At 71.6% G+C, this 21,875-nt stretch carries 19 protein-coding genes and 1 riboswitch; of the genes, 13 read left to right on the top strand and 6 right to left on the bottom strand.

What is annotated here, in order from left to right; all coding sequences use genetic code 11:
* Positions 1-206: 206 nt before the first annotated feature.
* Complete coding sequence (locus BLV72_RS14065; protein ID WP_093462614.1) at positions 207-503, bottom strand: chorismate mutase; 297 nt, start codon at positions 501-503, stop codon at positions 207-209.
* Between the two features lie 286 nt (positions 504-789).
* Here BLV72_RS14065 and guaA point away from each other — a divergent pair, with 286 nt between their 5' ends.
* The 5 genes from guaA to BLV72_RS14040 all read left to right on the top strand — a co-directional run bounded on the left by guaA (position 790) and on the right by BLV72_RS14040 (position 6,030).
* On the top strand, positions 790-2,376 hold the full coding sequence (guaA, locus tag BLV72_RS14060) for a glutamine-hydrolyzing GMP synthase (protein WP_093462613.1): 1,587 nt from the start codon (positions 790-792) through the stop codon (positions 2,374-2,376).
* 128 nt (positions 2,377-2,504) lie between these two features.
* Complete coding sequence (locus tag BLV72_RS14055) at positions 2,505-3,107, top strand: Uma2 family endonuclease (RefSeq protein ID WP_093462611.1); 603 nt, start codon at positions 2,505-2,507, stop codon at positions 3,105-3,107.
* A gap of 65 nt (positions 3,108-3,172) precedes the next feature.
* Entirely contained in the window at positions 3,173-3,970 is a 798-nt protein-coding gene (locus BLV72_RS14050; protein WP_093462610.1) for a class II aldolase/adducin family protein, read from the top strand.
* Positions 3,971-4,075: 105 nt separating this feature from the next.
* Positions 4,076-5,371 (top strand): hypothetical protein, encoded by a 1,296-nt coding sequence (locus BLV72_RS14045; protein WP_093470335.1) that lies wholly within the window; start codon positions 4,076-4,078, stop codon positions 5,369-5,371.
* A 77-nt stretch (positions 5,372-5,448) separates the two neighbouring features.
* Positions 5,449-6,030, top strand: coding sequence for a DoxX family protein (locus BLV72_RS14040; RefSeq protein ID WP_244320759.1), 582 nt, complete (start codon positions 5,449-5,451; stop codon positions 6,028-6,030).
* Positions 6,031-6,098: 68 nt separating this feature from the next.
* On the opposite strand, the gene BLV72_RS14035 is transcribed toward BLV72_RS14040, so the two are convergent.
* On the bottom strand, positions 6,099-7,961 hold the full coding sequence (locus tag BLV72_RS14035; RefSeq protein ID WP_093462608.1) for a serine/threonine-protein kinase: 1,863 nt from the start codon (positions 7,959-7,961) through the stop codon (positions 6,099-6,101).
* A 122-nt stretch (positions 7,962-8,083) separates the two neighbouring features.
* On the opposite strand from BLV72_RS14035, the gene BLV72_RS14030 reads away from it, so the two are divergent.
* The 4 genes from BLV72_RS14030 to BLV72_RS14015 all read left to right on the top strand — a co-directional run bounded on the left by BLV72_RS14030 (position 8,084) and on the right by BLV72_RS14015 (position 12,121).
* Positions 8,084-9,400, top strand: a complete 1,317-nt coding sequence (locus BLV72_RS14030; RefSeq protein WP_093462607.1) for a PspC domain-containing protein — start codon at positions 8,084-8,086, stop codon at positions 9,398-9,400.
* Positions 9,397-9,693 carry a hypothetical protein gene (locus tag BLV72_RS14025; protein WP_093462605.1) on the top strand — a complete coding sequence of 99 codons (297 nt, stop codon included), beginning with the start codon at positions 9,397-9,399 and terminating at the stop codon, positions 9,691-9,693. The genes BLV72_RS14030 and BLV72_RS14025 overlap by 4 nt, the downstream gene beginning before the upstream one ends.
* Before the next feature lie 212 nt (positions 9,694-9,905).
* Positions 9,906-11,183: an ATP-binding protein gene (locus BLV72_RS14020; protein ID WP_093462604.1), complete on the top strand. Its 1,278-nt coding sequence runs from the start codon at positions 9,906-9,908 to the stop codon at positions 11,181-11,183.
* A gap of 134 nt (positions 11,184-11,317) precedes the next feature.
* Positions 11,318-12,121, top strand: coding sequence for a LuxR C-terminal-related transcriptional regulator (locus BLV72_RS14015; RefSeq protein WP_093470333.1), 804 nt, complete (start codon positions 11,318-11,320; stop codon positions 12,119-12,121).
* A 28-nt stretch (positions 12,122-12,149) separates the two neighbouring features.
* Here the strand turns inward: BLV72_RS14015 and BLV72_RS14010 are convergent, their stop codons facing one another.
* On the bottom strand, positions 12,150-13,001 hold the full coding sequence (locus BLV72_RS14010) for a helix-turn-helix transcriptional regulator (protein WP_093462602.1): 852 nt from the start codon (positions 12,999-13,001) through the stop codon (positions 12,150-12,152).
* Positions 13,002-13,087: 86 nt separating this feature from the next.
* Here BLV72_RS14010 and BLV72_RS14005 point away from each other — a divergent pair, with 86 nt between their 5' ends.
* A complete protein-coding gene (locus BLV72_RS14005) occupies positions 13,088-13,894 on the top strand; it encodes an SDR family NAD(P)-dependent oxidoreductase (RefSeq protein ID WP_093462601.1) in 807 nt (268 codons plus the stop codon).
* A 58-nt stretch (positions 13,895-13,952) separates the two neighbouring features.
* Here BLV72_RS14005 and BLV72_RS14000 read toward each other — a convergent pair whose 3' ends face one another.
* Both BLV72_RS14000 and BLV72_RS13995 read right to left on the bottom strand, forming a co-directional pair.
* Positions 13,953-14,939 (bottom strand): SDR family NAD(P)-dependent oxidoreductase, encoded by a 987-nt coding sequence (locus BLV72_RS14000; protein ID WP_093462599.1) that lies wholly within the window; start codon positions 14,937-14,939, stop codon positions 13,953-13,955.
* Positions 14,940-15,171: 232 nt separating this feature from the next.
* Positions 15,172-16,200, bottom strand: coding sequence for a C40 family peptidase (locus BLV72_RS13995; protein ID WP_093462598.1), 1,029 nt, complete (start codon positions 16,198-16,200; stop codon positions 15,172-15,174).
* A gap of 334 nt (positions 16,201-16,534) precedes the next feature.
* Here BLV72_RS13995 and BLV72_RS13990 point away from each other — a divergent pair, with 334 nt between their 5' ends.
* Positions 16,535-16,888, top strand: a complete 354-nt coding sequence (locus BLV72_RS13990) for a hypothetical protein (RefSeq protein ID WP_093462596.1) — start codon at positions 16,535-16,537, stop codon at positions 16,886-16,888.
* 199 nt (positions 16,889-17,087) lie between these two features.
* The gene (locus BLV72_RS13985) at positions 17,088-17,804 is read left to right on the top strand and encodes a L,D-transpeptidase (RefSeq protein WP_244320758.1); all 717 of its coding nucleotides are present in this window, start codon (positions 17,088-17,090) and stop codon (positions 17,802-17,804) included.
* Between the two features lie 83 nt (positions 17,805-17,887).
* Here BLV72_RS13985 and BLV72_RS13980 read toward each other — a convergent pair whose 3' ends face one another.
* Entirely contained in the window at positions 17,888-19,042 is a 1,155-nt protein-coding gene (locus BLV72_RS13980; protein ID WP_093462593.1) for a C40 family peptidase, read from the bottom strand.
* Positions 19,043-19,050: 8 nt separating this feature from the next.
* A riboswitch (cyclic di-AMP (ydaO/yuaA leader) is annotated at positions 19,051-19,220 on the bottom strand.
* 173 nt (positions 19,221-19,393) lie between these two features.
* Between BLV72_RS13980 and pcrA the strand changes: the two genes are divergently transcribed.
* Positions 19,394-21,868 (top strand): DNA helicase PcrA, encoded by a 2,475-nt coding sequence (gene pcrA, locus BLV72_RS13975; protein WP_093462592.1) that lies wholly within the window; start codon positions 19,394-19,396, stop codon positions 21,866-21,868.
* Positions 21,869-21,875 lie beyond the last annotated feature (7 nt).

The following is a 21,875-nucleotide window of genomic DNA, read 5'->3' as shown; positions in this document are numbered from 1 at the left end:
TACGGGCCCCAGAAGCCAGCGGCGCAACCCCCCGGCGCCGCCTCTCAGCACCGGCGCTGCCCTGACGCCGGTGCTGACCGCCTAGGGCCCCGGAGGCGCCCGCCCCGTTCGGGCGTCCCCGGGGCCCTTCGCTTGTTCGAGGGGCCCCGTCGCCTGGTCGGGCAGGTCCTCCGCCGGCCTCTCCGCCCGGCCGTGAGACGGCGGTGTCAGACCCGGCCCCGGCACAGCTCCAGCAGCGTCATGGCGAGCGTCGTGCCGGGCTTGCCCAGCCGCTGCCGGTAGCGGTCGAGGATCTCCATCTCGCGGGAGAGCTGCACCCGCCGCCCGCCCGACGCGATCCGCGCCTGCTGGATGGCGGCCGAGACGGCCATCCGCTCCCGGACGAGATCGAGGATCTGCCCGTCGAGGGCGTCGATCCGCTCCCGTGCGGTGCCGATCACATCCGCGGGCTTCGCGGTTTCGGTGGTCTCCGTGCTCTCCGTCGCCGTACTGCTGCTGCTCATGTCCGTATCTCCTGGTCCGTGATCGCGGAGCCCTGGAGTCCGGCAACGGCCCGGAGGAAAGACAGAGCGCCCCGGGCCTTTGCCGGCCCGGGGCGCCTGGGAAGTCGCTGTCAGTGTTTACGCAGCACGACCATGGCAGCCGGACGGGCCGGTGCCATAGGTAAAGACGAAGGTCATGTGCGTGGACATGGCGTCGATTATGAGCCCGTTAGAATCGAAAGTCCAAACCTGCGGTCCCGCCGCAGACGGTTCCACCGCACGCCACCACCGCCGGAAGGCCGCCGAAGTGCCATCAGCGTCCCCTGCTGCCGCCCCCGACACCGTTCTGGTCGTCGACTTCGGTGCGCAGTATGCCCAGCTCATCGCCCGCAGGGTCCGTGAGGCCCGGGTCTACAGCGAGATCGTTCCGTCCACCATGCCGGTGGCCGAGATGCTCGCCAAGAACCCCAAGGCGATCATCCTCTCCGGCGGCCCCTCGTCGGTCTACGCCGAGGGCGCGCCCTCGCTCGACACCGCGATCTTCGAAGCGGGCGTCCCGGTCTTCGGCATGTGCTACGGCTTCCAGCTGATGGCCACGGCGCTCGGCGGCACCGTGGACAACACGGGGGCGCGGGAGTACGGCCGTACGGCGCTCACCGTCACCAAGCAGGGCTCGACGCTCTTCGCGGGCACCCCCGAGGAGCAGCAGGTATGGATGTCGCACGGCGACGCCTGCTCCCAGGCCCCCGAGGGCTTCACCGTCACCGCGTCCACCGAAGTGGTCCCGGTCGCGGCCTTCGAATGCGATGAGCGCAAGCTGTACGGCGTACAGCACCACCCCGAGGTGATGCACTCCACCCACGGCCAGCAGGTGCTGGAGCACTTCCTCTACCGGGGTGCCGGCCTGGAGCCCACCTGGACCACCACCAATGTGGTCGAGGAGTCCGTGGCCGCGATCCGGGAGCAGGTCGGCACCAAGCGCGCGATCTGCGGACTGTCCGGCGGAGTGGACTCCGCGGTGGCCGCAGCCCTCGTCCAGAAGGCCATCGGCGACCAGCTCACCTGCGTGTACGTGGACCACGGCCTGATGCGCAAGGGCGAGTCCGAGCAGGTCGAGAAGGACTTCGTGGCGGCCACCGGGGTGCAGCTCAAGGTCGTCGAGGCCGAGGAGCGGTTCCTGTCCGCGCTCGCCGGGGTGTCCGACCCCGAGGAGAAGCGGAAGATCATCGGCCGGGAGTTCATCCGGGTCTTCGAGCAGGCCCAGGCCGAGCTGGTGGCCGAGGCGGGCGCGGCCGGGGAGGACGTGGAGTTCCTGGTCCAGGGCACCCTCTACCCCGACGTCGTGGAGTCCGGCGGAGGCACCGGCACCGCCAACATCAAGTCCCACCACAATGTGGGCGGGCTGCCCGACGACATCGAGTTCCAGCTCGTCGAGCCGCTGCGCCGGCTGTTCAAGGACGAGGTGCGGATGGTCGGCCAGGAGCTCGGCCTCCCGGACGAGATCGTCCACCGCCAGCCCTTCCCGGGCCCGGGCCTGGGCATCCGCATCGTCGGCGAGGTCAACAAGGAGCGTCTGGACCTGCTGCGCGAGGCCGACGCCATCGCCCGCGAGGAGCTGACCGCCGCCGGTCTGGACCGCGACATCTGGCAGTGCCCGGTGGTCCTGCTCGCCGACGTCCGCTCGGTCGGCGTCCAGGGCGACGGCCGCACCTACGGCCACCCGATCGTGCTGCGTCCGGTCTCCTCGGAGGACGCGATGACGGCCGACTGGTCGCGGCTGCCGTACGACGTGCTGTCGCGGATCTCCACCCGCATCACCAACGAGGTGGACCAGGTGAACCGGGTGGTGCTGGACATCACCAGCAAGCCGCCCGGCACCATCGAGTGGGAGTGACCGCCCTCCCCTGAACATCATCTGATCGTCAACATCGACGCCGTCGCTCATTCGTTTGGGTGGCGGCGTCGACGTTTGCGCTGGGTACTCTGACCGCAGAGGCGAGACTCCGTCCCATGGGAGCAATCATGAGCGCCGCACGCGAGTACGGGCTGGACGAGCAGTACGAGTGGGCCCGCCCGCCGCAGGGCGGCTGGACGGCGGACGATCTCGACCGGCTTCCGAATCTTCCTCCGCACACGGAGCTGATCGACGGGAGCCTCGTCCTCGTGAGTCCGCAGGCCGCGTTTCACGCACGTGTTATGAAACTGCTCCAGATCGCCTTGGATGACCAGGCGCCCGACGAGTCAGAGGTCTTGCCGGAGATGAGCATCCGGCTCGATGAGAAGAACCAGGTCGAGCCGGATGTCCTGGTGACGCAGGCGTACGAGATTCTTGACCCGCACCAGACCTGGTACGGCCCTCAGCAGATCCTTCTGGCCGTGGAGGTCGTGTCGCCGGACTCCAGGGCACGTGACCGTGAAGTCAAGCCGCGCAAGTACGCCGGTGCGGGTGTGCCGCATTTCTGGCGGGTGGAGGAGGATCGCGGCCTCCCCGTTGTGTACGTCTATGAACTCGACTGCGCTACGGAGGCGTACAAACTTACCGGCATCTACCACGACAAGCTCACCCTGACCGTTCCGTTCCCCATCGAGATCGACCTCACCGCGATCAATCGCCGTAGGCCCTGACTCTGGCCTCCTGCGATACCCAGAGGTAGCTTCCGCTCCAGCACCCCCGAAGAGCGGAGCTGTCGATGACGGACCAGCCGCAGACCCCCACCCCGATACCGACCGACCAGCTGCGGTTCACCATGCCCCCGCAGCACGCCTCGCCCCACGACGAGCGCCGCTATCGCAAGGAGCGGCTGGCGGCGGCGCTGCGCCTGTTCGGGCGGTTCGGGTACGAAGAGGGGGTCGCGGGGCACATCACCGTGCGGGACCCGGAATTCACCGACTGCTACTGGGTGAACCCTTTCGGCGTGCCCTTCGGTCATATCACCGTGAGCGATCTGCTCCTCGTCAATCAGGCGGGCCAGGTGGTGGAAGGGCGCTCCCACGTCAACCAGGCGGCCTTTGTCGTTCACTCTTCCGTGCATCAGGCGCGGCCGGACGTCGTGGCCGTCGCGCACAGCCGCTCGGTGCACGGCCGCGCGCTGGCCGCGCTCGGCGAGCCGCTGGAGCCGATCACCCAGGAGGTCTGCGCGTTCTTCGAGGACCACGCGGTCTACGGGGGCACCACGGGCGTCGTCGTGGACGAGGAGGAGGGGCGCGCGATCGCCGCCGCGCTCGGCGGGTACAAGGCCCTCATCCTGCGCAATCGCGGTCTGCTGACGGTCGGGGACTCGGTCGACGCGGCCGCGTGGTGGTTCATCACGATGGAGCGGGCCGCCCAGGTGCAGCTCACCGCGAAGGCGTCGGGCGAGCCGGTGCCCATCGACTACGGCGACGCGATGCGGACGCGCGAGCAGCTGGGAAACGATCTTGTGGCCTGGATCAACTATCAACCTCTGTATCTGCAGATCACCCGCGATGAGCCGGACCTGCTGAGCTGACACCCTCCGCGGTGCGGCACAATCCCCTCTCAATACCTGTCAGTTGGGCGGTGCCGCGCGAACCCGCGGTCCCGTACGGAACGAGTGAACGACGGAGCGACCCGCGTGGCGGTGGAGACGGCGGAGAACGCCACGACGGCAGAAGGACAGCACCCCCATGGGCATCCCCACGGCCACACGGGCTGTGAATGCTCTCAGGGGGCCCGTGAGGGCCATCGGCGGGCCGTGGCCGCGTTCGTGGCCCTGCGGGAGCGTTTCGCGGCCGGAGAGGGCCTTCCGGCGGCTCTCGTCCACTCGGCGGGGGCGTCCCGGCAGTGGGTCTCGGACGAGCTGTCCCAGGCGGCCCGTTCGGTCGCCGACAGCGGCCGCGCCGAGACCTCCGCCTGGCGGCACCGGGTCTGGCGGCGCACCGTGTTCGTGGTGTGGGGCGCGGTCGGCGTGCTGCTGATCGGCCAGCTGGCCACGGCGATCGGCGCGGGCTGGTCGGTCGCGCGGACGGCCGGGCTCACCGCCGCCGTGGTCACCGCCGCGCTGCTGACCCTCACCGCCCGGCTGCACCGCGCGGACGGCGGGCCGCTCGCCCCGCTCGTCGGCGAGGACAACCGCCTCTCCACCTCCCGCGCCGTCGCCGCCGCCTGGCTGCTGATCGCGGTCTTCGCGGTGCTGGTGCTCGGCGTCGAGCTGGCCGTGGCCCCCGGCGACCGGCAGCGGCTGACCGACGGGCTGGCCCTCGACCATGCCGCCGGGCTCCTTACGGTCGCCGCGTTGACGTGCGTGACCGCGGTGCTGGCACGGCTCTTCGTGGCGGCCCGGGTGCGGGCGCAGCGGCTGCAGAAGGTGCGGGCCGTGCGCCCGCGCGCCGCCGATCTGCTGACCGACGACGCGGGCCGCGGCAGCTTCGCCGATGTGCAGTACGTCGTCGTCCACACCGCGGCCCTCGCCTACACCGCCGTCCGCCTCGGCCGCGAGCCGTGGCGGCTGCCCGATGTGCCGTGGGGCCTGGCGCTGCTGGCGGCCGTATCGGTGGTGATGTACCTGACCGGGAAGTACGCGGAGGGCGGCCGGCCGACCGTGCTGTCCGTCGTACGGGTCCGCCCCGAGGAGGGCGCCATCGACCGCGACGCCCCGATCCGCACCGGCGACGACATCGAGATCCGCGGCAGCGGCTTCGTCCCGCCGGGCGCCCAGGACCCGGACCGCCTGGCCAAGTTGGTCGTCCGCATCGGCACGGTGCACGTCCATGTGCCGCTGGTCCCGGTCGCCGGCGGCTTCAGCAGCCCGACCGACACCGCGCTCACGGTGCCGGTCCCGGTGGACGTGGAGCCGGGCCGGGTGGAGGTACAGGTCGTGACGGCCTCGGGCGCGGAGACCAACCCCTACCCCATCGATGTTATGGACTGAGTCGTTCCGGCCTGCCGCTCCGTATGGTTTTGTCGAACGCGCAACGAAATAGCGGCGCGACGGGAGAGGCGGGCGGCATGAGACACGCGGATCGTATGGCCGGTTCGGGCACGGCGGGCAGCGGCGGCAGCGTGCACGGGGTGAGCAGCGTGAGCGGCATAGGCGGGCAGCAGCCCGGGGGAATTCGGGCCACGGCCGCCCGTTACGCGCTGCTGCCCCTGCGGATCTTCCTCGGCGTCACCTTCGTCTACGCCGGGATCGACAAACTCACCGACTCGGCCTTCCTGTCCGACTCGGGCACCGGCTCGATCGGCGAGCTGATGCGTCAGGTGCGGGACAGCTCGGCCCTGCCGTGGATGGTCGACCAGGCCCTCAAGGACCCCACCGCCTTCGGCTACGCCATGGCCTACGGCGAACTGGCCGTCGGCCTCGGCATCCTGGTGGGCCTTCTCTCCCGCCTGGCCGCCTTCGGCGGCGCGCTGATCTCCCTGAGCCTGTGGCTCACGGTCAGCTGGCAGTCGGACCCCTACTACTACGGCAACGACCTGGCCTATCTGATGGCGTGGCTGCCGCTGGTGCTGGCCGGGGCGCCGTATCTCTCCCTGGACGTCGTCATCTCCAGGCGCCGGCGCCGGCAGGGCTCGCAGCTCTTCACGTAGGGCGTGAGGCCGTAGGTGGGGCATGGCGCTTCGCGCAGGACGTGGCCGGGGCCCCGGGCCCCGGCCCGTCAGCCGAGGATGCGGAAGCCGTCCCGGACCTCGTCGAAGATCGGCCGGGTGGTGCCCCAGTCCGCGTCCGGGCCGCTCAGGTAGATCGCGTACTCCTTCTCGCCCTCCTTGCCGAAGCCGAGGTCGATCGCGCGGTACATCCGGACCTCGCCGCGGAACTTGAACTCCCAGATGGCGGCCGGCAAGCCCTGGTACTTCGTCTCCTGCAGCCGCAACCGCTCGTAGATCGGGTACTCCTTCTTGTCCTTGAACCCGACCTCGAGGTCCTCGAAGTGCTGGACCTGGTCACCGGAGGCGAAGTCCAGGACGTTGATCCGCAGGCCGACCAGCCCGTTGGGGTCGAGGTAGCGGACCTCCTGGGTGCGGTCGACCGTGTTGCCGTCGGGGTCGGACTTCTCCTGGCGGGACCAGCCGTCGGGGATGGGCAGCGAGAAGCCGAACTTCTTCTCGGTGACGATGTGGTAGCCGGACGGCGGGGTGTACGGCTTGTTCGCGGCGGACGACGGCGTGTCCGTGGCGGAGGACTGACCTCCGCCGTTCTTCCGGCCGTTGTCGTGGTCCAAGCCGAACAGATAGACGCCGCCCGCCACGGTCACGACCGCCAGGGAGGCCGCCACGGCCGTCCGTACCGCCTTACGGCTCTTGTGCGGCGGAGTGGGCATGGGCGTCGGGGTCGTCATCGACGGCGTCGACGCGGTGAACGGTGTGGACGTGGGCGGGGTGTGCTGCTGGCCGGGGATGTTCGCGGTGCCAGAGGTGTGCTGCGGGCCCGGCGTGTTCCCGGTGCCCGGCGGGGGGTGGTGCGGAAGCCGTGGGTCCGAGGGGTGCGGAGTGCTCGGTGTGTGCGGCGCGTTCGGCCCGCTCGGCGTATGCGGCGTGCTCGGTGTGTGGGCCGTGTGTGAATACGGGGTCGATGTCGTGGGCGGGTTCGGCGAGGCGGGCGAAGTGGTGCTCGTGGTCCCGCCCGTGGCCGCGCCGGGCTCCCGTCGCGTCGACAGATTCATGGTCGCGTCGAGCGGCGGCGTCGACAGCGATGTCGTCTCCGCCTCCGCCGCCGGCATCCGCAGCGCCCGTTCGGTCTCCTCCGCCGAGGGCCGCAGCTCCGGCTCCTTCGCCAGCAGGCGCTCGATCAGCGGACCCAGCGCCCCCGCCTGTTTGGGCGGGTCCAGCGGATCGACGGCGATCGCGTAACCCGTCTCGATGGCCGTGGCCTTGCGGAACGGCGGCCGCCCCTCGACCGCCTGGTAGAGCGTCGCCCCCAGCGCCCAGAGGTCCGACGCGGGGCCGGGCTTGCGGCCCCTGACCCGCTCGGGCGCGATGTAGTCGATGGAGCCGACGACCTCGCCGGTCTTGGTCAGTGTCGAGGTGCCGGTGGCCATCGCGATGCCGAAGTCCGTGAGCACGACCCGGCCTTCGGGGCCGAGCAGCACATTGCCGGGCTTGACGTCCCGGTGCAGCACCCCGGCCGCGTGCGCGGCGCGCAGGGCGGCGACCATGCCGCGGCCGATGCGGGCGGCCTCGTCGGGGGCGACCCGTCCGCCGTTCTTCAGCAGGTCGGCGAGGGTCGTGGAGGGCACGTACTCCATGACGATGCAGGGCAGTCCGTAGTGGTCCACCACGTCATGGACCACGACCACATTGGGGTGGGTGATGCGGGCCGCGCTGCGCGCCTCGCGACGGGTGCGTTCGTGCAGCGTCGTCAGCTCGTCCTCGGCGAGGTGCGGAGAGACGTAGAGCTGCTTGACCGCCACCTGGCGGCCCAGCAGTTCATCCTCCGCGCGCCACACCGTGCCCATGCCGCCCCGGCCGATCTTCTCGACCAGGCGGTAACGTCCGGCTATCAGGTGGCCTTCGTCCGACACCGCTGTCCCCTCCCACACGTTCGATGCGACACGATAGCCGCCGTGACCCTTGGGGGGATCTCAGGGAAGACCTAGGGGCATGCCGGATGTCGCGGGTACGGCCCTGTTGTCACCATGGAGGTATGACCGAAGCACCCACCGTGGCGGACGAGGCCGAGGCAGCGTCCGGTTCCCGCCTGTCACCGACGCCACTGCGGCGCAGTCGTGACCATAAGGTGATCTCGGGGGTGTGCGGAGGGCTCGGCCGGTACTGCGATCTGGACCCGGTGATCTTCCGGGTGGTGCTGTCGGTGCTGGGCGTCGCGGGCGGCCTCGGCCTGATCGTGTACGGCTTCTGCTGGCTGCTGATCCCGTTCCACGGCGAGGACGAGAACGAGGGGCGCAGGCTGCTCTCGGGGCGGGTCGAGGGCCCGGGGCTGACGGCGGTGCTGGTGGCGCTGGTGGGCTGCGGGCTGTTCCTGTCGATGCTCAACAACGGCGGCGTCATGTACTTCTCGTTCATGCTCGCCCTCGCGGCGGCCGGCGCGGGCTACTGGTCGCACCACCGCCGCCAGGCGGTGAGCGTGGGCGCGGTGGACCCGGCCACGGCCCAGGCGGTCGCCGACGCACCGCCCGAGACCAAGGCCCCGCCCACGCGCGGCGGCCCCGCCCCGTCCTGGTGGCGCGATCCGATCGTCAAGGACGGCACGACCGGGCCCCTCGGCTTCGCCGCGGGGTCCGGTGCCGGATCGCGTACCGGCTATCTGTGGGGGCCGGACGACGGCCCGTACGACAAGGCGGAGGCGAAGGCGGAGCGGGCCCGCCGGGTGCGGGACCGGGCGTCGATCGGCGGCTGGGCCTTCCTGGTGGCGGTCGCCGCCGCCGTGGTGGGGGCGCGGGCGGGGTGGTCCTCCCAGCCGCTGGGCACCAGCCTCGAGATCGGGTTCGCCTGTGCGCTGGGCGTCTTCGGGCTGGCCCTCGTCATCAGCTCCCGCTGGGGCCGCGCCGGTGGCGGCACGGTGTTCCTCGCGCTCCTTACGAGCGGGCTGCTGGCGGGCGCGGCGGCCCTCCCCGATTCCGTCACCCCCGACTGGGCCCGCCGCACCTGGGCCCCGACCTCCATGAGCTCCCTGCGCGGCGGCTATGAGCTGGGCGGCGGCGTCGCCGAGTTGAAGCTGGACCGCCTGTCCCTGGAGGCGGGCAGCACCGTCTCCAGCCGGGTGGAGATGGGCGCGGGCAAGCTGGCCGTGACGGTCCCGCGCGATGCCCGGGTGAAGCTGGACATCGAGGTCGGGATCGGCGACATCTGGCTTCCGGGCGAGAAGACCAACAACGTCGACATCGGGCCGGGCCGGGAGCGCAAGCTCACCCTGGGCCCGGCGGGCGGCGGTAAGGCCGAGGGGACGGTCTCGCTGAAGCTGGAGCTGGGGCTGGGCACCGTGGAGGTGAAGCGATCATGAGGCGCCATTCATTCGGTCGTTCGTTCGACCACTCGCTCGGTCACTCGGCCCCCGACCGGACCCGCCATGCGTTCGAGCCGGGCAAGCTGGTGGCCGGGCTGGCGATCCTGGGCATGGCCGCCGCGTACGGGATGGACGCGGCCGGAGAGTGGGACGTCCGCCCGGAGATCGCCCTCCCGGCGCTCCTGGGCGCCCTGTGCGTGGCGGCCCTGACCTCGGCCCTCACCTACGCCCTCCGCCGCCGGTCGCGGCGTGCGACGCCTGAGGAGGGTGTGGCCGAGAGCGGGGGCTGAGGGCGCCCGCGGGGGCGGTGGCCGGGCGCGTGTATGGGTGTGTGGGGATGTGTGTGGATGCATGGGGCCTATGTGGATGTGTTGGGGGGCTGCGGGGCGGGGCCCCGGGGCGCTGGGGTCGGGGCCCCGGGGAGGGGCCCCGGGGCCGGGTCGGGGAACGATCAGGGGCGACCCTGATGCCCACTGTCCGCCGGACGTGTGACGATCGAGCCATGACCGCCGCCGTGCCCCCTACGACCCCCGAGCCACCCCCGCGCAAGCTCTACCGCAGTGCCGAAGGCCGCCTGCTCGGCGGTGTGGCGCGAGGGCTCGCGGGGCATCTCGGGCTTCCGGTCCTGTGGGTGCGGATCGTCTTCGTCGCGCTGTTCATGGCGGAGGGGTTCGGCGCGCTCGTCTACGCGCTCTTCTGGTTCATCGTCCCGCTCGGCGTCGGCGGCGTGGAGACGATGACCACCCGCCCCCTGACCACGGTGGGCCCCGACGGCCGCCGCCGGATCCTGGCCCGCAGGCCGGAGCGGGGCCAGATCATCGCGCTGGTCGCGCTCTGCGTCGGCATGGGCATCTTCATCCAGGGCTTCCACCTCGGCCGCGCCAACACCTACATCTGGCCGCTGCTCCTCATCGGCGCGGGTGTCGCCCTCTTCTGGCGCCAGGCGGACAACGCGCGCCGCGCCCAGTGGGTCGAGCTCAGCCGCAGCAAGCGGGTCCTGCCGCTGGCCCGCGGCGCCACCGGGGTCGTGCTGGTGGCGGCCGGGGTGTCCGGGATCGTCGTCCTGCAGGGTTCGGCCAAGCATCTGGGGGCCGTGCTGCAGGCGGCCCTGGCCGTTCTCGTCGGCATCGCGCTGCTGGTGGGCCCGTATGTGGTGCGGATGACGCAGGACCTCTCCGAGGAACGGCTGATGCGCATCCGCGCGCAGGAGCGGGCGGAGGTGGCGGCCCACGTCCATGACTCCGTGCTGCACACCCTCACCCTGATCCAGCGGAACGCGGAGGAGCCCCGCGAGGTGGCCCGGCTCGCCCGCGCCCAGGAGCGGGAGCTGCGCGCGTGGCTCTACCGGCCGGAGGGCACCGGCAAGGACGAGGCCGAGGAGCCGGACACCCTCGCGGAGGCGGTGAAGAAGACGGCGGCGGAGGTCGAGGACCACCACGGCGTCCCGATCGAGGTGGTGGTGGTCGGCGACTGCCCGCTGGACGAGAAACTGGGCGCACAGATACAGGCGGCGCGCGAGGCGATGGTCAACGCGGCCAAGTACGGTGGCGACGGCGGGGCCGTCCAGGTCTTCGCCGAGGTCGAGGGGGCCACGGTGTTCATCTCCGTGCGCGACCGCGGCCCCGGCTTCGACGTGGACGCGGTGCCGGAGGACCGGATGGGCGTACGCGAGTCGATCATCGGCCGGATGCAGCGGAACGGCGGCACGGCCCGGCTGAGATCAGCGCCGGACGGGGGCACGGAAGTGGAGCTGGAGATGGAGAGGGCGGCGACGACATGACCGACGCGTATGGCCTGCCGGCCGGTAACCGAGGCGGCGAGGGAGGCCCCGCCGCGCCAGGTGGCATCCCGGCTTTCGGGGGCAGCTCGGCCTTCGGCGGACCTCGTGCCATGGGGGCCTCGGGTGGCGTGCCCATGGCGGGCGGCGCCTCCGCGGCGGGCGGTGTCCCCACGGGGGGCGGAGCTTCCGCGGCGGGTGGCGTTCCCGCGCCCGGTGGCGTTCCCGCGCCTGGGCCGGCCGGGGCCGCAGGCGCCGGGGCCGACGACGCCGCCGTGCCGCGCCGCGTGCGCGTCGTGCTCGTCGACGACCACCGGATGTTCCGTACCGGGGTGCAGGCCGAGATCGGCGAGACGGCCCGGACCGGCGTCGAGGTGGTCGGCGAGGCCGCCGACGTCGACCAGGCCGTGACCGTGATCACCGCGACCCGCCCCGAGGTCGTGCTGCTCGACGTTCACCTCCCCGGCGGGGGCGGCGTCGAGGTGCTGCGCCGCAGCGCCTCCCTGATGGCCGACCAGGAGCGCCCGGTGCGCTTCCTCGCGCTCTCCGTCTCGGACGCCGCCGAGGACGTCATCGGGGTCATCCGCGGCGGTGCCCGCGGCTATGTGACCAAGACCATCACCGGCACGGACCTCGTCGACGCGATCTTCCGGGTCTCGGAGGGCGACGCGGTCTTCTCGCCGCGCCTCGCCGGTTTCGTCCTCGACGCCTTCGCCTCCACCGACGCTCCGCCCGTGGACGAGGACCTGGACCGGCTCACCCAGCGCGAGCGCGAGGTGCTGCGCCTCATCGCGCGCGGTTACGCCTACAAGGAGATCGCCAAGCAGCTGTTCATCTCGGTGAAGACGGTCGAGAGCCATGTCTCGGCGGTGCTGCGCAAGCTCCAGCTCTCCAACCGCCATGAGCTGACCCGCTGGGCGACGGCCCGCCGCCTGGTCTGAGCGGGAAACGGGGGCGGACGGCGGCCGCTCAGCCCGGCACCTCCATGCGCTGCGTGCCGATCACCGACAGCAGCCGCAGGGCCTCCTCGGACGGTGAGCCGGGGTCGGCGGTGTAGATGACGACCCGCTGATCCCGGTCGGCGAGGTCCAGCACATCGCAGTTGACGGAGACGGGCCCGACGAGCGGATGGCGGAAGGTCTTGCACAAGGTGGGCCGGGTGCACACGTCGTGCGAGTCCCACAGCCGGGCGAACTCCTCGCTCCCGGCGCGCAACTCCGCCACCAGCTCGGTCAGTTCGGGGTCGTCGGGGTAGCGGGCGGCCGCGGCGCGCAGATTCTCGGCCGTGGCCCGGGCGAACTCCCCCGCGTCCGTCACCCCGTACAGCCGCCGCTCGTCCTGGTACGGCCCGAGGAAGGCGCGGCGGGCCAGGTTGCGGTCCCGGCGCGAGAGGGCGGAGAAGTCCTCCATCAGCGCGGCGGCCAGGTCGTTCCAGGCGATCACCTCGTACATCGCGGAGACCACGATCGCCGCCGCGTTCGGCAGCCGCCGCAGCAGATCCACGATGCTCTGCCGCACCTCCCGCGGGGGCCCGGCCGCGGGGCCCGGCGGGGCGCCCGCGAGATGGTGGAGATGGGTGCGCTCGGCGTCCGACAGGCGCAGGGCCCGGGCCAGCCCGGTCAGCACCTCGCGGGACGGACGCGGGGCGCGGGCCTGCTCCAGCCGCGCGTAGTACTCGGTCGAGATGAACGCCAGCTGCGCCACCTCCTCGCGCCGCAGCCCCGGGGTGCGGCGCCGCGTCCCGGCGGGCAGCCCCACATCGGCGGGGGCGATCCGCTCGCGCCGGCTGCGCAGGAAGGCCGCCAGTTCTCGTCTGTCCACGCCTTCAGTGTGCGGCGCGGCGATGGGCCCAGCCAGGTACTGCCTGTGCCTGGCTGGGCTCCGGCGCCCGCAGCAGGCTCCTCACCATGGACAACACACCGAGCACCACCCTCGACCCCTCGACCACCGCGGCCGGCGGCCTGCTGGCCGGCAAGGTCGCCTTCATCACCGGCGCCGGGCGCGGCATCGGTGCCGCCGCGGCGCGCCTCTTCGCCCGGGAGGGCGCCCGGGTGCTGCTGGCGGCCCGTACGGAGGCCGAGCTCAAGACCGTCACCGAGGAGGTCCGTGCGGCCGGTGGCACCGCGGATCACGTGGTGTGCGACCTGGCCGACGCGGCGAGCGTCCGCGCCGCCGTCGACCGGGCCGTGGAGCTGTACGGCCGGCTCGACGTGGCCTTCAACAACGGTGCGACGGGCCAGCGGCCGGGCCCGATGGACCAGTTGCCGGAGGCCGACTTCGACCACGTCTACGCCGTCAACCTCCGGGGCCCCTGGCTGGCCATGAACGCCGAGATCGCGGCCATCCGCGCCACCGCCGGAACGGGCGCCATCGTCAACAACACCAGCGTCGGCAGCCTCAGGGGCAACCCCGAACTCCCCGCGTACGGCGCCGCGAAGCGCGCGGTCAACAGCCTCACCGAGTCCGCCGCCATCACCTACGGCCCGGAGGGCATCCGCGTCAACGCCATCGCACCCGGGGCCACGCTCACCGAGATGATCCGCGAATGGGAGGCGGAATCCCCCGGCGTCGTCGAGCGGATCACCACCCACGCCCCGCTGCGCCGCGCCGCCGACCCGGACGAGATCGCCCAGGCCGCGGCCTGGCTCCTCAGCGACCGCGCCTCGTATGTGACCGGCGTGGTCCTCCCCGTGGACGGCGGTACCCGGGCCTGAGCTCGCCGGCACCGCCGGCCGGGTGCGGCAGACCGCCCGGGCCGCGCCCGGATGGGCCTCATCCGAGGCCGAACTCCGGCTCGACGCCCGTCAGGTCGCGGCTCGCCGACCACAGGCGGGCCGCGACCTCCGCATCCGCCAGATGGCCTCGGACGGGCCGGAGCCGGGGGGTGCCGCGGAGGCCGAAGATCCTCGGGGCCCATAGCTGTCCGCCGCTGACGGATGGGTCGAGGACCGCCCGTACGGCGGGCCAGGCGGCCGCCTCCTTGCCCTGGACAAGGATTCCGGCGGGCAGCCCGCGCAGCCGTTCGCCGGTCGTGGGGGCGTGGAGGGGCGGGCGGGGCGGGGTGAGGGAGTCGAGCGCGCCACCGGGGTGGGTGACCACGCTCCGCACCGGGCTGCCGGCCGTCCTCAGACGGCGGTCGAGTTCGAACCCGAAGAGCATCTGGGCCAGTTTCGACCGTCCATAGGTGCGGTCCGGCCGGTAGTCCCGGGTGCTTTCGAGGTCGTCCAGGTCCAGCCGCTCGGACGTGGCCGCGAAGCTGCCCGTGGTGACGACCCGGCCCTCGGGGGCGGCCGCGAGCAGCGGTGCCAGCCAGTGGGTCAGCGCGAAGTGCCCGAGGTGGTTGATCCCGAACATCGCCTCATGGCCGTCCCCGGTCTCACGGCGGCCCGGCTGGTCGAACTTCACCCCGGCGTTGTGGACGACCGCGTCCAGACGGTCCGAACGCAGGGCTTCCGCGGAGGCTTTGAGCGAGGCGAGGTCGGCGAGGTCCAGCCGGATATGACGCACCCGGGCGTCGGGGACCCGGGAGCGGATCGAGGCCGCGGCGGCGTCCGCCTTGTCCGCGTCCCGGCTGCCGAGGACGACGGTGGCTCCCGTACCGGCGAGCTGTTCGGCGACGAAGTATCCGATCCCCGCGTTGCCGCCGGTCACCAGAAAGGTCCTTCCCTCGGCACGTGGCAGCCGATGGACGTCCCAGGGCGCGGTCGTGGCTTCGTTCGGGGCTTCGGACGGGGCTTCGGAGGAGGCGGCGGAAGGCATACGGGGGCTCCTGGCGTTCGTGAGGGGCGGCGGGCCGGTGACCGAATGTGGCTGACGCGGCCAGATGTCAGCCTTACGGCCGCGACCGACGCCCCACCGACAGAGCGCCGTCAAACGGTGGCACTCGCCGACAGGCCCCCGTCAGCCGCCGTCTCCCGCCGACAAGTCAGGCATGGGACGGCTCCACCGGCGGGACGGCTCCACCGGCGGGACGGCTCCACCGACGGGACGGCTACGCCGGGCGGGCCGCCCCCGCGAAGGGCATGTCGGCGACGGAGGCCACCCGGACCGGGGCGCCCGGGCGCGGGGCGTGGATGATGCGGCCGTCGCCGATATAGAGGCCCACATGACTGACGCCGGAGTAGAAGAAGACCAGGTCGCCCGGGGCCAGTTGATCGCGTGTGACGCGGCGGCCGGCGTTGATCTGGGTGTAGGTGGTGCGGGGCAGGGCGACCCCGGCGGCGCGCCAGGCGGCCTGTGTGAGCCCCGAGCAGTCATACCCGTGCGGGCCGGTGGCGCCCCAGACGTACGGCTTGCCGAGGGCCGCGTAGGCGTAGGAGACGGCGCGGGCGGCGCGGCCCGCGGTGGGGGAGGCGATGGCGTCGGCACCGGCCTTGTCGCCGTCCTGGGCCGCCAGCAGGCGCTGCCGCTGCTCGAGGGTCAGCCGGTCGAGGAGGCGATCGGCGGCGGCGAGCCGTTGCTGGACGGTCCGCTTGTGGTGGGCGGCCGCCGTCTGGGAGGCGCGCAGAGCGGCGAGGCGGTCGGCCGCCTCGCCGCGGACCTGGCGTAATTTCCGCTCCTGACGGCCGACGGAGACGATCAGGGCGGCCTGGCGGCTCCCCGCGCGCTCGGCGAGCGAGGCGCGCTGAAGGTACTGGCCGGGGGAGGAGGACAGGGCGAGCTGGAGGGCCGGGGCGATCGTCCCCGAGCGGTACTGGGCGGTGGCGAAGGCGCCGAGGGCGTTGCGCGCGGCGTTGAGCCGGGTGGTGCGGCGGGCGGCCTGGTCGCGCAGCGCGTCCAGCGCCGCACGGGCCTTGTCGGCCTTGTCCTTGGCGCCGTTGTACCGCTCGGTGGCCTCCTCGGCCTGCCGCTGGTACGCATCGACCTTCGCCTTCACCTGCGCGGGGGTGAGGCGGTTCTCGGCGTGCCCGGTGCCGTCGAGGAGGGTGGCGGACGCGGCGCCGGTGAGGGCGAGGAGCGCGGCCGCGCGGGCGGTGCTGCTGGTGAGCGAGCGCTGCTTGGGCTTCCTGTGCGACGCCACTGCGGCGGTTCACCTGGTCTTTCTTGGGCATTCCAGGACATTCCGCTGATCCTGGACCCTCGTGGGGAGCGGACGGACAGGTGGCAGTCCGCCGTGAGGCGGGGACCCTCAGTTGACGGGAAGCGGACTGCCACCTGGAGGAGGAAGTTAGGCGGGAAACCGGGGGGCGTGCGGGGGATTGAACGGGAGTGCACGGATTTCGTCGCTCCCGTGACGGCGGCTGATCGCCCGGCGAGTGGGGTGGTCGGGAGTGTGGGGCGGCCGTGACCGAAGCGTCGATAGGGGCCCACCCGAGTGCCGGGTGATGATATGCGCGCGGTTAGTCTCCGGAGCCATGGACGTACTCATTCACGTGTTCGTCGGCCTGCACATCGTCGGCATCGGCGCGCTGCTCGGCGGCTTCTTCTCGCAGCTCAAGGCGATGGGCACGGGCGAGGCCCGGATGACCCCGGCGATGCTGCACGGCGCGCTGACCATGCTGGTGACCGGCGCGGCGCTGGTCGGGCTCAATCAGGCCGACGACAACAGCGTCGACAACATCAAGATCGGTGTGAAGCTGGCGCTGCTGATCGTGGTCCTCGGCCTGGTGTATGTGAAGCGCGACGAGGAGAAGGTAGAGTCTGCCGCCTTCGGCGCGGTGGGTGCCTTGACAACGGCAAATATTTTCATCGCCGTGCTGTGGACCTGACGAGCTGATCATCTGAGGTAATCACGAGACAATTCCGACACCTTTTCGACACGATCCTGAGGCAACCGTTTGCACTCGTGAGCTGTCCTGGTAAAGAGCGAGGCAGTCGAGAGGAGTGGCCATGGGGGCAGTGGGGGCAGTCAGAAGCAGGCATGGTGGGCGTGGCCGACGCGCGGGCCTCGTGCTGGGGCTGGCGGGGATGACGGTGCCGCTCGCGGTCGCCGTCGCCGGTCCCGCGCAGGCTCAGGCACGGCCGGCCCAGGCACGGCCGCTGGGCAGGTCGGCCGGATCGGTGACACCGGCGACCATGGCCGCGTCATCGTGTACGACCAGCGTGGGGCCGTACCAGAGGCAGGCCGAGCGGTTCCTGGGCCGCCCCGTGGACGGGCGGCAGTCGCGGGCGGACTGTCTCGCGATCCAGAAGTTCCAGGTCAACCACGGCATCAGCCCGACGATCGGCTACGCGGGCCCGATCACCTGGGGCGTGATGAGCCTGATCAACACCCAGAAGGCGGCCGGACACAACCCGAACGCGGCGAAGAAGTGCCCGACCAACAAGGGCCGCATCGCCTGTGTCGACCTCACCCGGCAGCTCAGCTGGATCCAGGACGGCTCCCGGCTGGTCTACGGGCCGGTGCCGGTGCGGTCCGGGCGGAACGGCTTCGAGACCCGCACCGGGCTGAAGAAGATCTACTGGCGGAACATCGACCACTGGTCGACGCTCTACAAGGTCGCCATGCCCTACAGCCAGTTCTTCGACGGCGGTCAGGCGTTCCACTCGATCGCCGGGAGCGTATGGTCCCCGCCCGGCTCCCACGGCTGCGTCAATATGCGCACGGGCGAGGCCAAGAAGTACTGGAGCCTGCTGAAGAACGGCGACGACGTGTACGTCTACGGGCGCAAGCCCGGCACGTGAGCCGATGAGGTGACGGATGCCGCTGCCCGGGGCCCCGGCCCCGGGCAGCGGCACGCCAAGGGCCGTGCGGCCCCCGTGCCGCCCTACGCGGGCCGCACGCTCCCGTAGATCGGCATCTCGGTGATCGGCGCCTTCTTCACCACATCGCCCGGCTTCGGCGCGTGGATCATCATCCCGTCGCCGATGTAGAGGCCGACATGGCTGATGTCGTCGTAGAAGAAGACCAGATCGCCCGGCTGGAGTTCGGACGTCGAGACGCGCGTACCGGCCTTCACCTGGTCCCAGGTGGTGCGCGGCAGCGAGATCCCGGCCGTCTTCCAGGCCGCCTGCGTCAGCCCTGAGCAGTCGAAGGAGCTGGGGCCGGTCGCGCCCCAGACATACGGCTTGCCGAGCTGCGACTTCGCGAAGGCGATGGCCTGGGCCGCCTTGGAGCTGTTGGCCGGCGCCGAGGGCGTCGTCGAACCGGAGCTGCTGTCTCCGTTCTGCTGCTCCTGCTTCTTGCGCGCCGCCTCCTGGCGCTGCTTCTCGGCGAGCGCGGCCGCCTTACGGCGGGCCTCTTCCGCCTTCTTCTTCTCGATCGCCGCCAGCCGCGCCTTCTCCTTGGCGGTCAGATTCGCCAGCAGCCGCCGGGCCTCGGTCAGCTTGTCCTGGACGGTCTTCTTCTGGGTCTTCAGCTGCTTCTGCGACGCGGTCAGCGAGGCGAGGCTCTCGCTGGCCTTACCGCGCTCCTTGGCGGCGCTCGCCTGCTGCTTCTGGAAGTCGTCGACGGCCTGCTTCTGCCGACCGGTCAGCCGGTCGATCAGATGCGACTGGTCGAAGACGTCCTGCGGATCGTTGGAGAACAGCAGGGTCGCGGCGGAGCGGGCCATTCCGCCGTCGCGGTACTGGGCGGCGGCGTAGGCGCCGAGCGTGCGCCGCGCCTCGTTGAGCTTCTCGGTGCGCTCGGCGACGGAGTCCAGCAGCTTGTCGACCTTGCCCCGCTGCTGATCGGCCCGCTCCTTGGCGGCGTTGTAGCGCTGGGTGGCGCTCTCCGCCTGGTGGTAGAGGGTGTCGACCTTCTCCTTGACCTTCTCGATCGACGGGGCGGCCGGCTTGGGGTCGCCCGGCGCGGCGTTGGCCGTCTGGGAGAGGAGGGTGACGGATGCGAGAGCGGCCGTGGTGAACCCGACGGCCGTACGGCGGCCGTGACCGGTGAGCGGGGCCGGTATTCGGCTCCGCGGCTTGCGGTGCGACGCCAAGGGAGGCGACTCCTTCCGTGGACCGCCTACCGGGTTAGCTGTCGGGTTCGGGCGGTACGGAAGGTTGCCCTACGGCCGTGTCCGGGCGGCACCTGCGTGCCACGCCGTTCGGGCCGATTCACCCCGGTGTTGCGTTGTCGGGTCCCCGGCTCCGGGCGCCCTACGGCGGTGCCGGACTCGGCGGAGGCCGCCCGTGCCGACGTGGTTCGCCGACGGATCTTCCGGGCCGCCTGACGCAGGACGGTAGCCAACACGTGGGGCTCCTGTGAAGACTGGTGGCCGTTTTGCCCGAAACCGTTTCGTGATGTTCGGGCATCGGCTGTCAGTGGGGCGGCCTAGACTCGGGGAGCGATGAGCAGCCTCTTTGACGACAGCTTCCTGGCGGACCTCGGGCCTCCTTCGAACGAGGAGCCACCGCCGCCGCCCGAGGATTCGGCGCACCCCGGCCCCGACGGTGCCGAGGACGTGCCGCATCACCTGTTCAGCGGCGGCTTCGACGCGCCCGTGCCCCGGGAGGCCCATTACCGGGACGGCGCGGCGCGGCCCGTCGTGGACCCGTCCGCCCTGCTCGAGGGGTTGAACGAGCAGCAGAGAGCCGCCGTGGAGCACACCGGCTCGCCGCTGCTGATCGTCGCGGGCGCCGGCTCCGGCAAGACCCGGGTGCTCACCCACCGCATCGCCTATCTGCTCGGCGCCCGCGGGACGCACCCCGGCCAGATCCTCGCCATCACCTTCACCAACAAGGCGGCGGGCGAGATGAAGGAGCGGGTGGAGGAGCTCGTCGGCCCGCGGGCGAACGCCATGTGGGTCTCCACCTTCCACAGCGCCTGCGTCCGCATCCTGCGCCGCGAGTCCAAGAAGCTCGGCTTCACCTCATCGTTCTCGATCTACGACGCCGCCGACTCCAAGCGGCTGATGTCGCTGGTCTGCCGGGATCTGGATCTCGACCCCAAGCGGTTCCCGCCGAAGTCCTTCAGCGCCAAGATCTCCAACCTGAAGAACGAGCTGATCGACGAGGAGACCTTCGCCGGACAGGCGACGGACGGTTTCGAGAAGACGCTGGCCGAGGCGTATGCGATGTACCAGGCGAGGCTGCGCGAGGCCAACGCGCTGGACTTCGACGACATCATCATGACCACGGTCAATCTGCTCCAGGCGTTCCCGGACGTGGCCGAGCACTACCGCCGCCGCTTCCGGCACGTCCTGGTGGACGAGTACCAGGACACCAACCACGCGCAGTACACCCTCGTGCGCGAGCTGGTGGGCACGGACACCGAGGAGACCACGGCCGCCGAGCTGTGCGTGGTGGGCGACGCCGACCAGTCGATCTACGCCTTCCGGGGCGCCACGATCCGCAACATCCTCCAGTTCGAGGAGGACTACCCCACCGCGCGGACGATCCTCCTCGAGCAGAACTACCGCTCCACCCAGACCATCCTGAGCGCGGCCAACGCGGTCATCGAGCGCAATGAGAACCGCCGCCCGAAGAACCTGTGGACCGAGGCCGGCGCCGGGACCGAGATCACCGGCTATGTGGCCGACACCGAGCACGACGAGGCCCAATTCGTCGCCGACGAGATCGACCGGCTGACCGACGCGGGCGACGCCAAGGCCGGTGACGTGGCGGTCTTCTACCGGACCAACGCCCAGTCCCGTGTCTTCGAAGAGATCTTCATCCGGGTCGGGCTGCCGTACAAGGTCGTCGGCGGCGTGCGCTTCTACGAGCGCAAGGAGGTCCGGGACGTCCTCGCCTATCTGCGGGTGCTGGCCAACCCCGAGGACTCCGTCCCGCTCCGCCGGATTCTGAACGTGCCCAAGCGCGGCATCGGGGAGCGCGCGGAGGCCATGATCGACGCGCTGGCGCTGCGCGAGAAGATCACCTTCCCGCAGGCGCTGCGCCGGGTCGACGACGCGTACGGCATGGCGGCCCGCTCGGCCAACGCCGTCAAGCGGTTCAACACGCTCATGGAGGAGCTGCACACCATTGTGGAGTCCGGGGCGGGCCCGGCGACCGTCCTGGAGGCGGTGCTGGAGCGCACCGGCTATCTGGCCGAGCTCCAGGCGTCCACCGACCCGCAGGACGAGACCCGGATCGAGAACCTGCAGGAGCTCGCGGCCGTGGCCCTGGAGTTCGAGCAGGACCGCGGCGAGGAGAACCCCGGCACCCTCGCGGACTTCCTGGAGCAGGTCGCGCTCGTCGCCGACTCCGACCAGATCCCCGACGAGGACACCGACGGCTCCGGCGTGATCACGCTGATGACGCTGCACACGGCGAAGGGCCTGGAGTTCCCGGTCGTCTTCCTCAGCGGCATGGAGGACGGCGTCTTCCCGCATATGCGGGCGCTCGGCCAGACCAAGGAGCTGGAGGAGGAGCGGCGGCTGGCCTATGTGGGTATCACCCGGGCCCGCGAGCGGCTCTATCTGACCCGCTCGACCATGCGCAGTGCCTGGGGCCAGCCCGCGTACAACCCGCCCTCCCGCTTCCTGGAGGAGATCCCGGACCAGTATGTCCGGTGGCGGCGCACCGGGCCCGCCACCCCGTCGGCGTCCATGGGCGGCGTCGCCTCGACCCCGCCGTCGGGGCTGTCGTCCAGTCTGTCGTCGTCGCGTTCGCGCACCGGGGGCAGCGGGTTCGCGACCCGGCGGGCCAAGGAGCGTCCGGTGGTCGCGCTGGCCATCGGCGACCGGGTCACCCATGACTCGTTCGGGCTCGGCACGGTGGTGGCGGTGAAGGGCAGCGGGGACAACGCGGAGGCGACGATCGACTTCGGCGAGGAGAAGCCGAAGCGGCTGCTGCTGCGGTACGCACCGGTGGAGAAGCTGTAGCTCTGGC

This window comes from Streptomyces melanosporofaciens (assembly GCF_900105695.1).
GTDB classification, from domain to species: domain Bacteria; phylum Actinomycetota; class Actinomycetes; order Streptomycetales; family Streptomycetaceae; genus Streptomyces; species Streptomyces antimycoticus.
The sequence above is the reverse complement of the archived record's forward strand: the minus strand, read 5'-3'. Positions and strand labels throughout refer to the sequence as shown.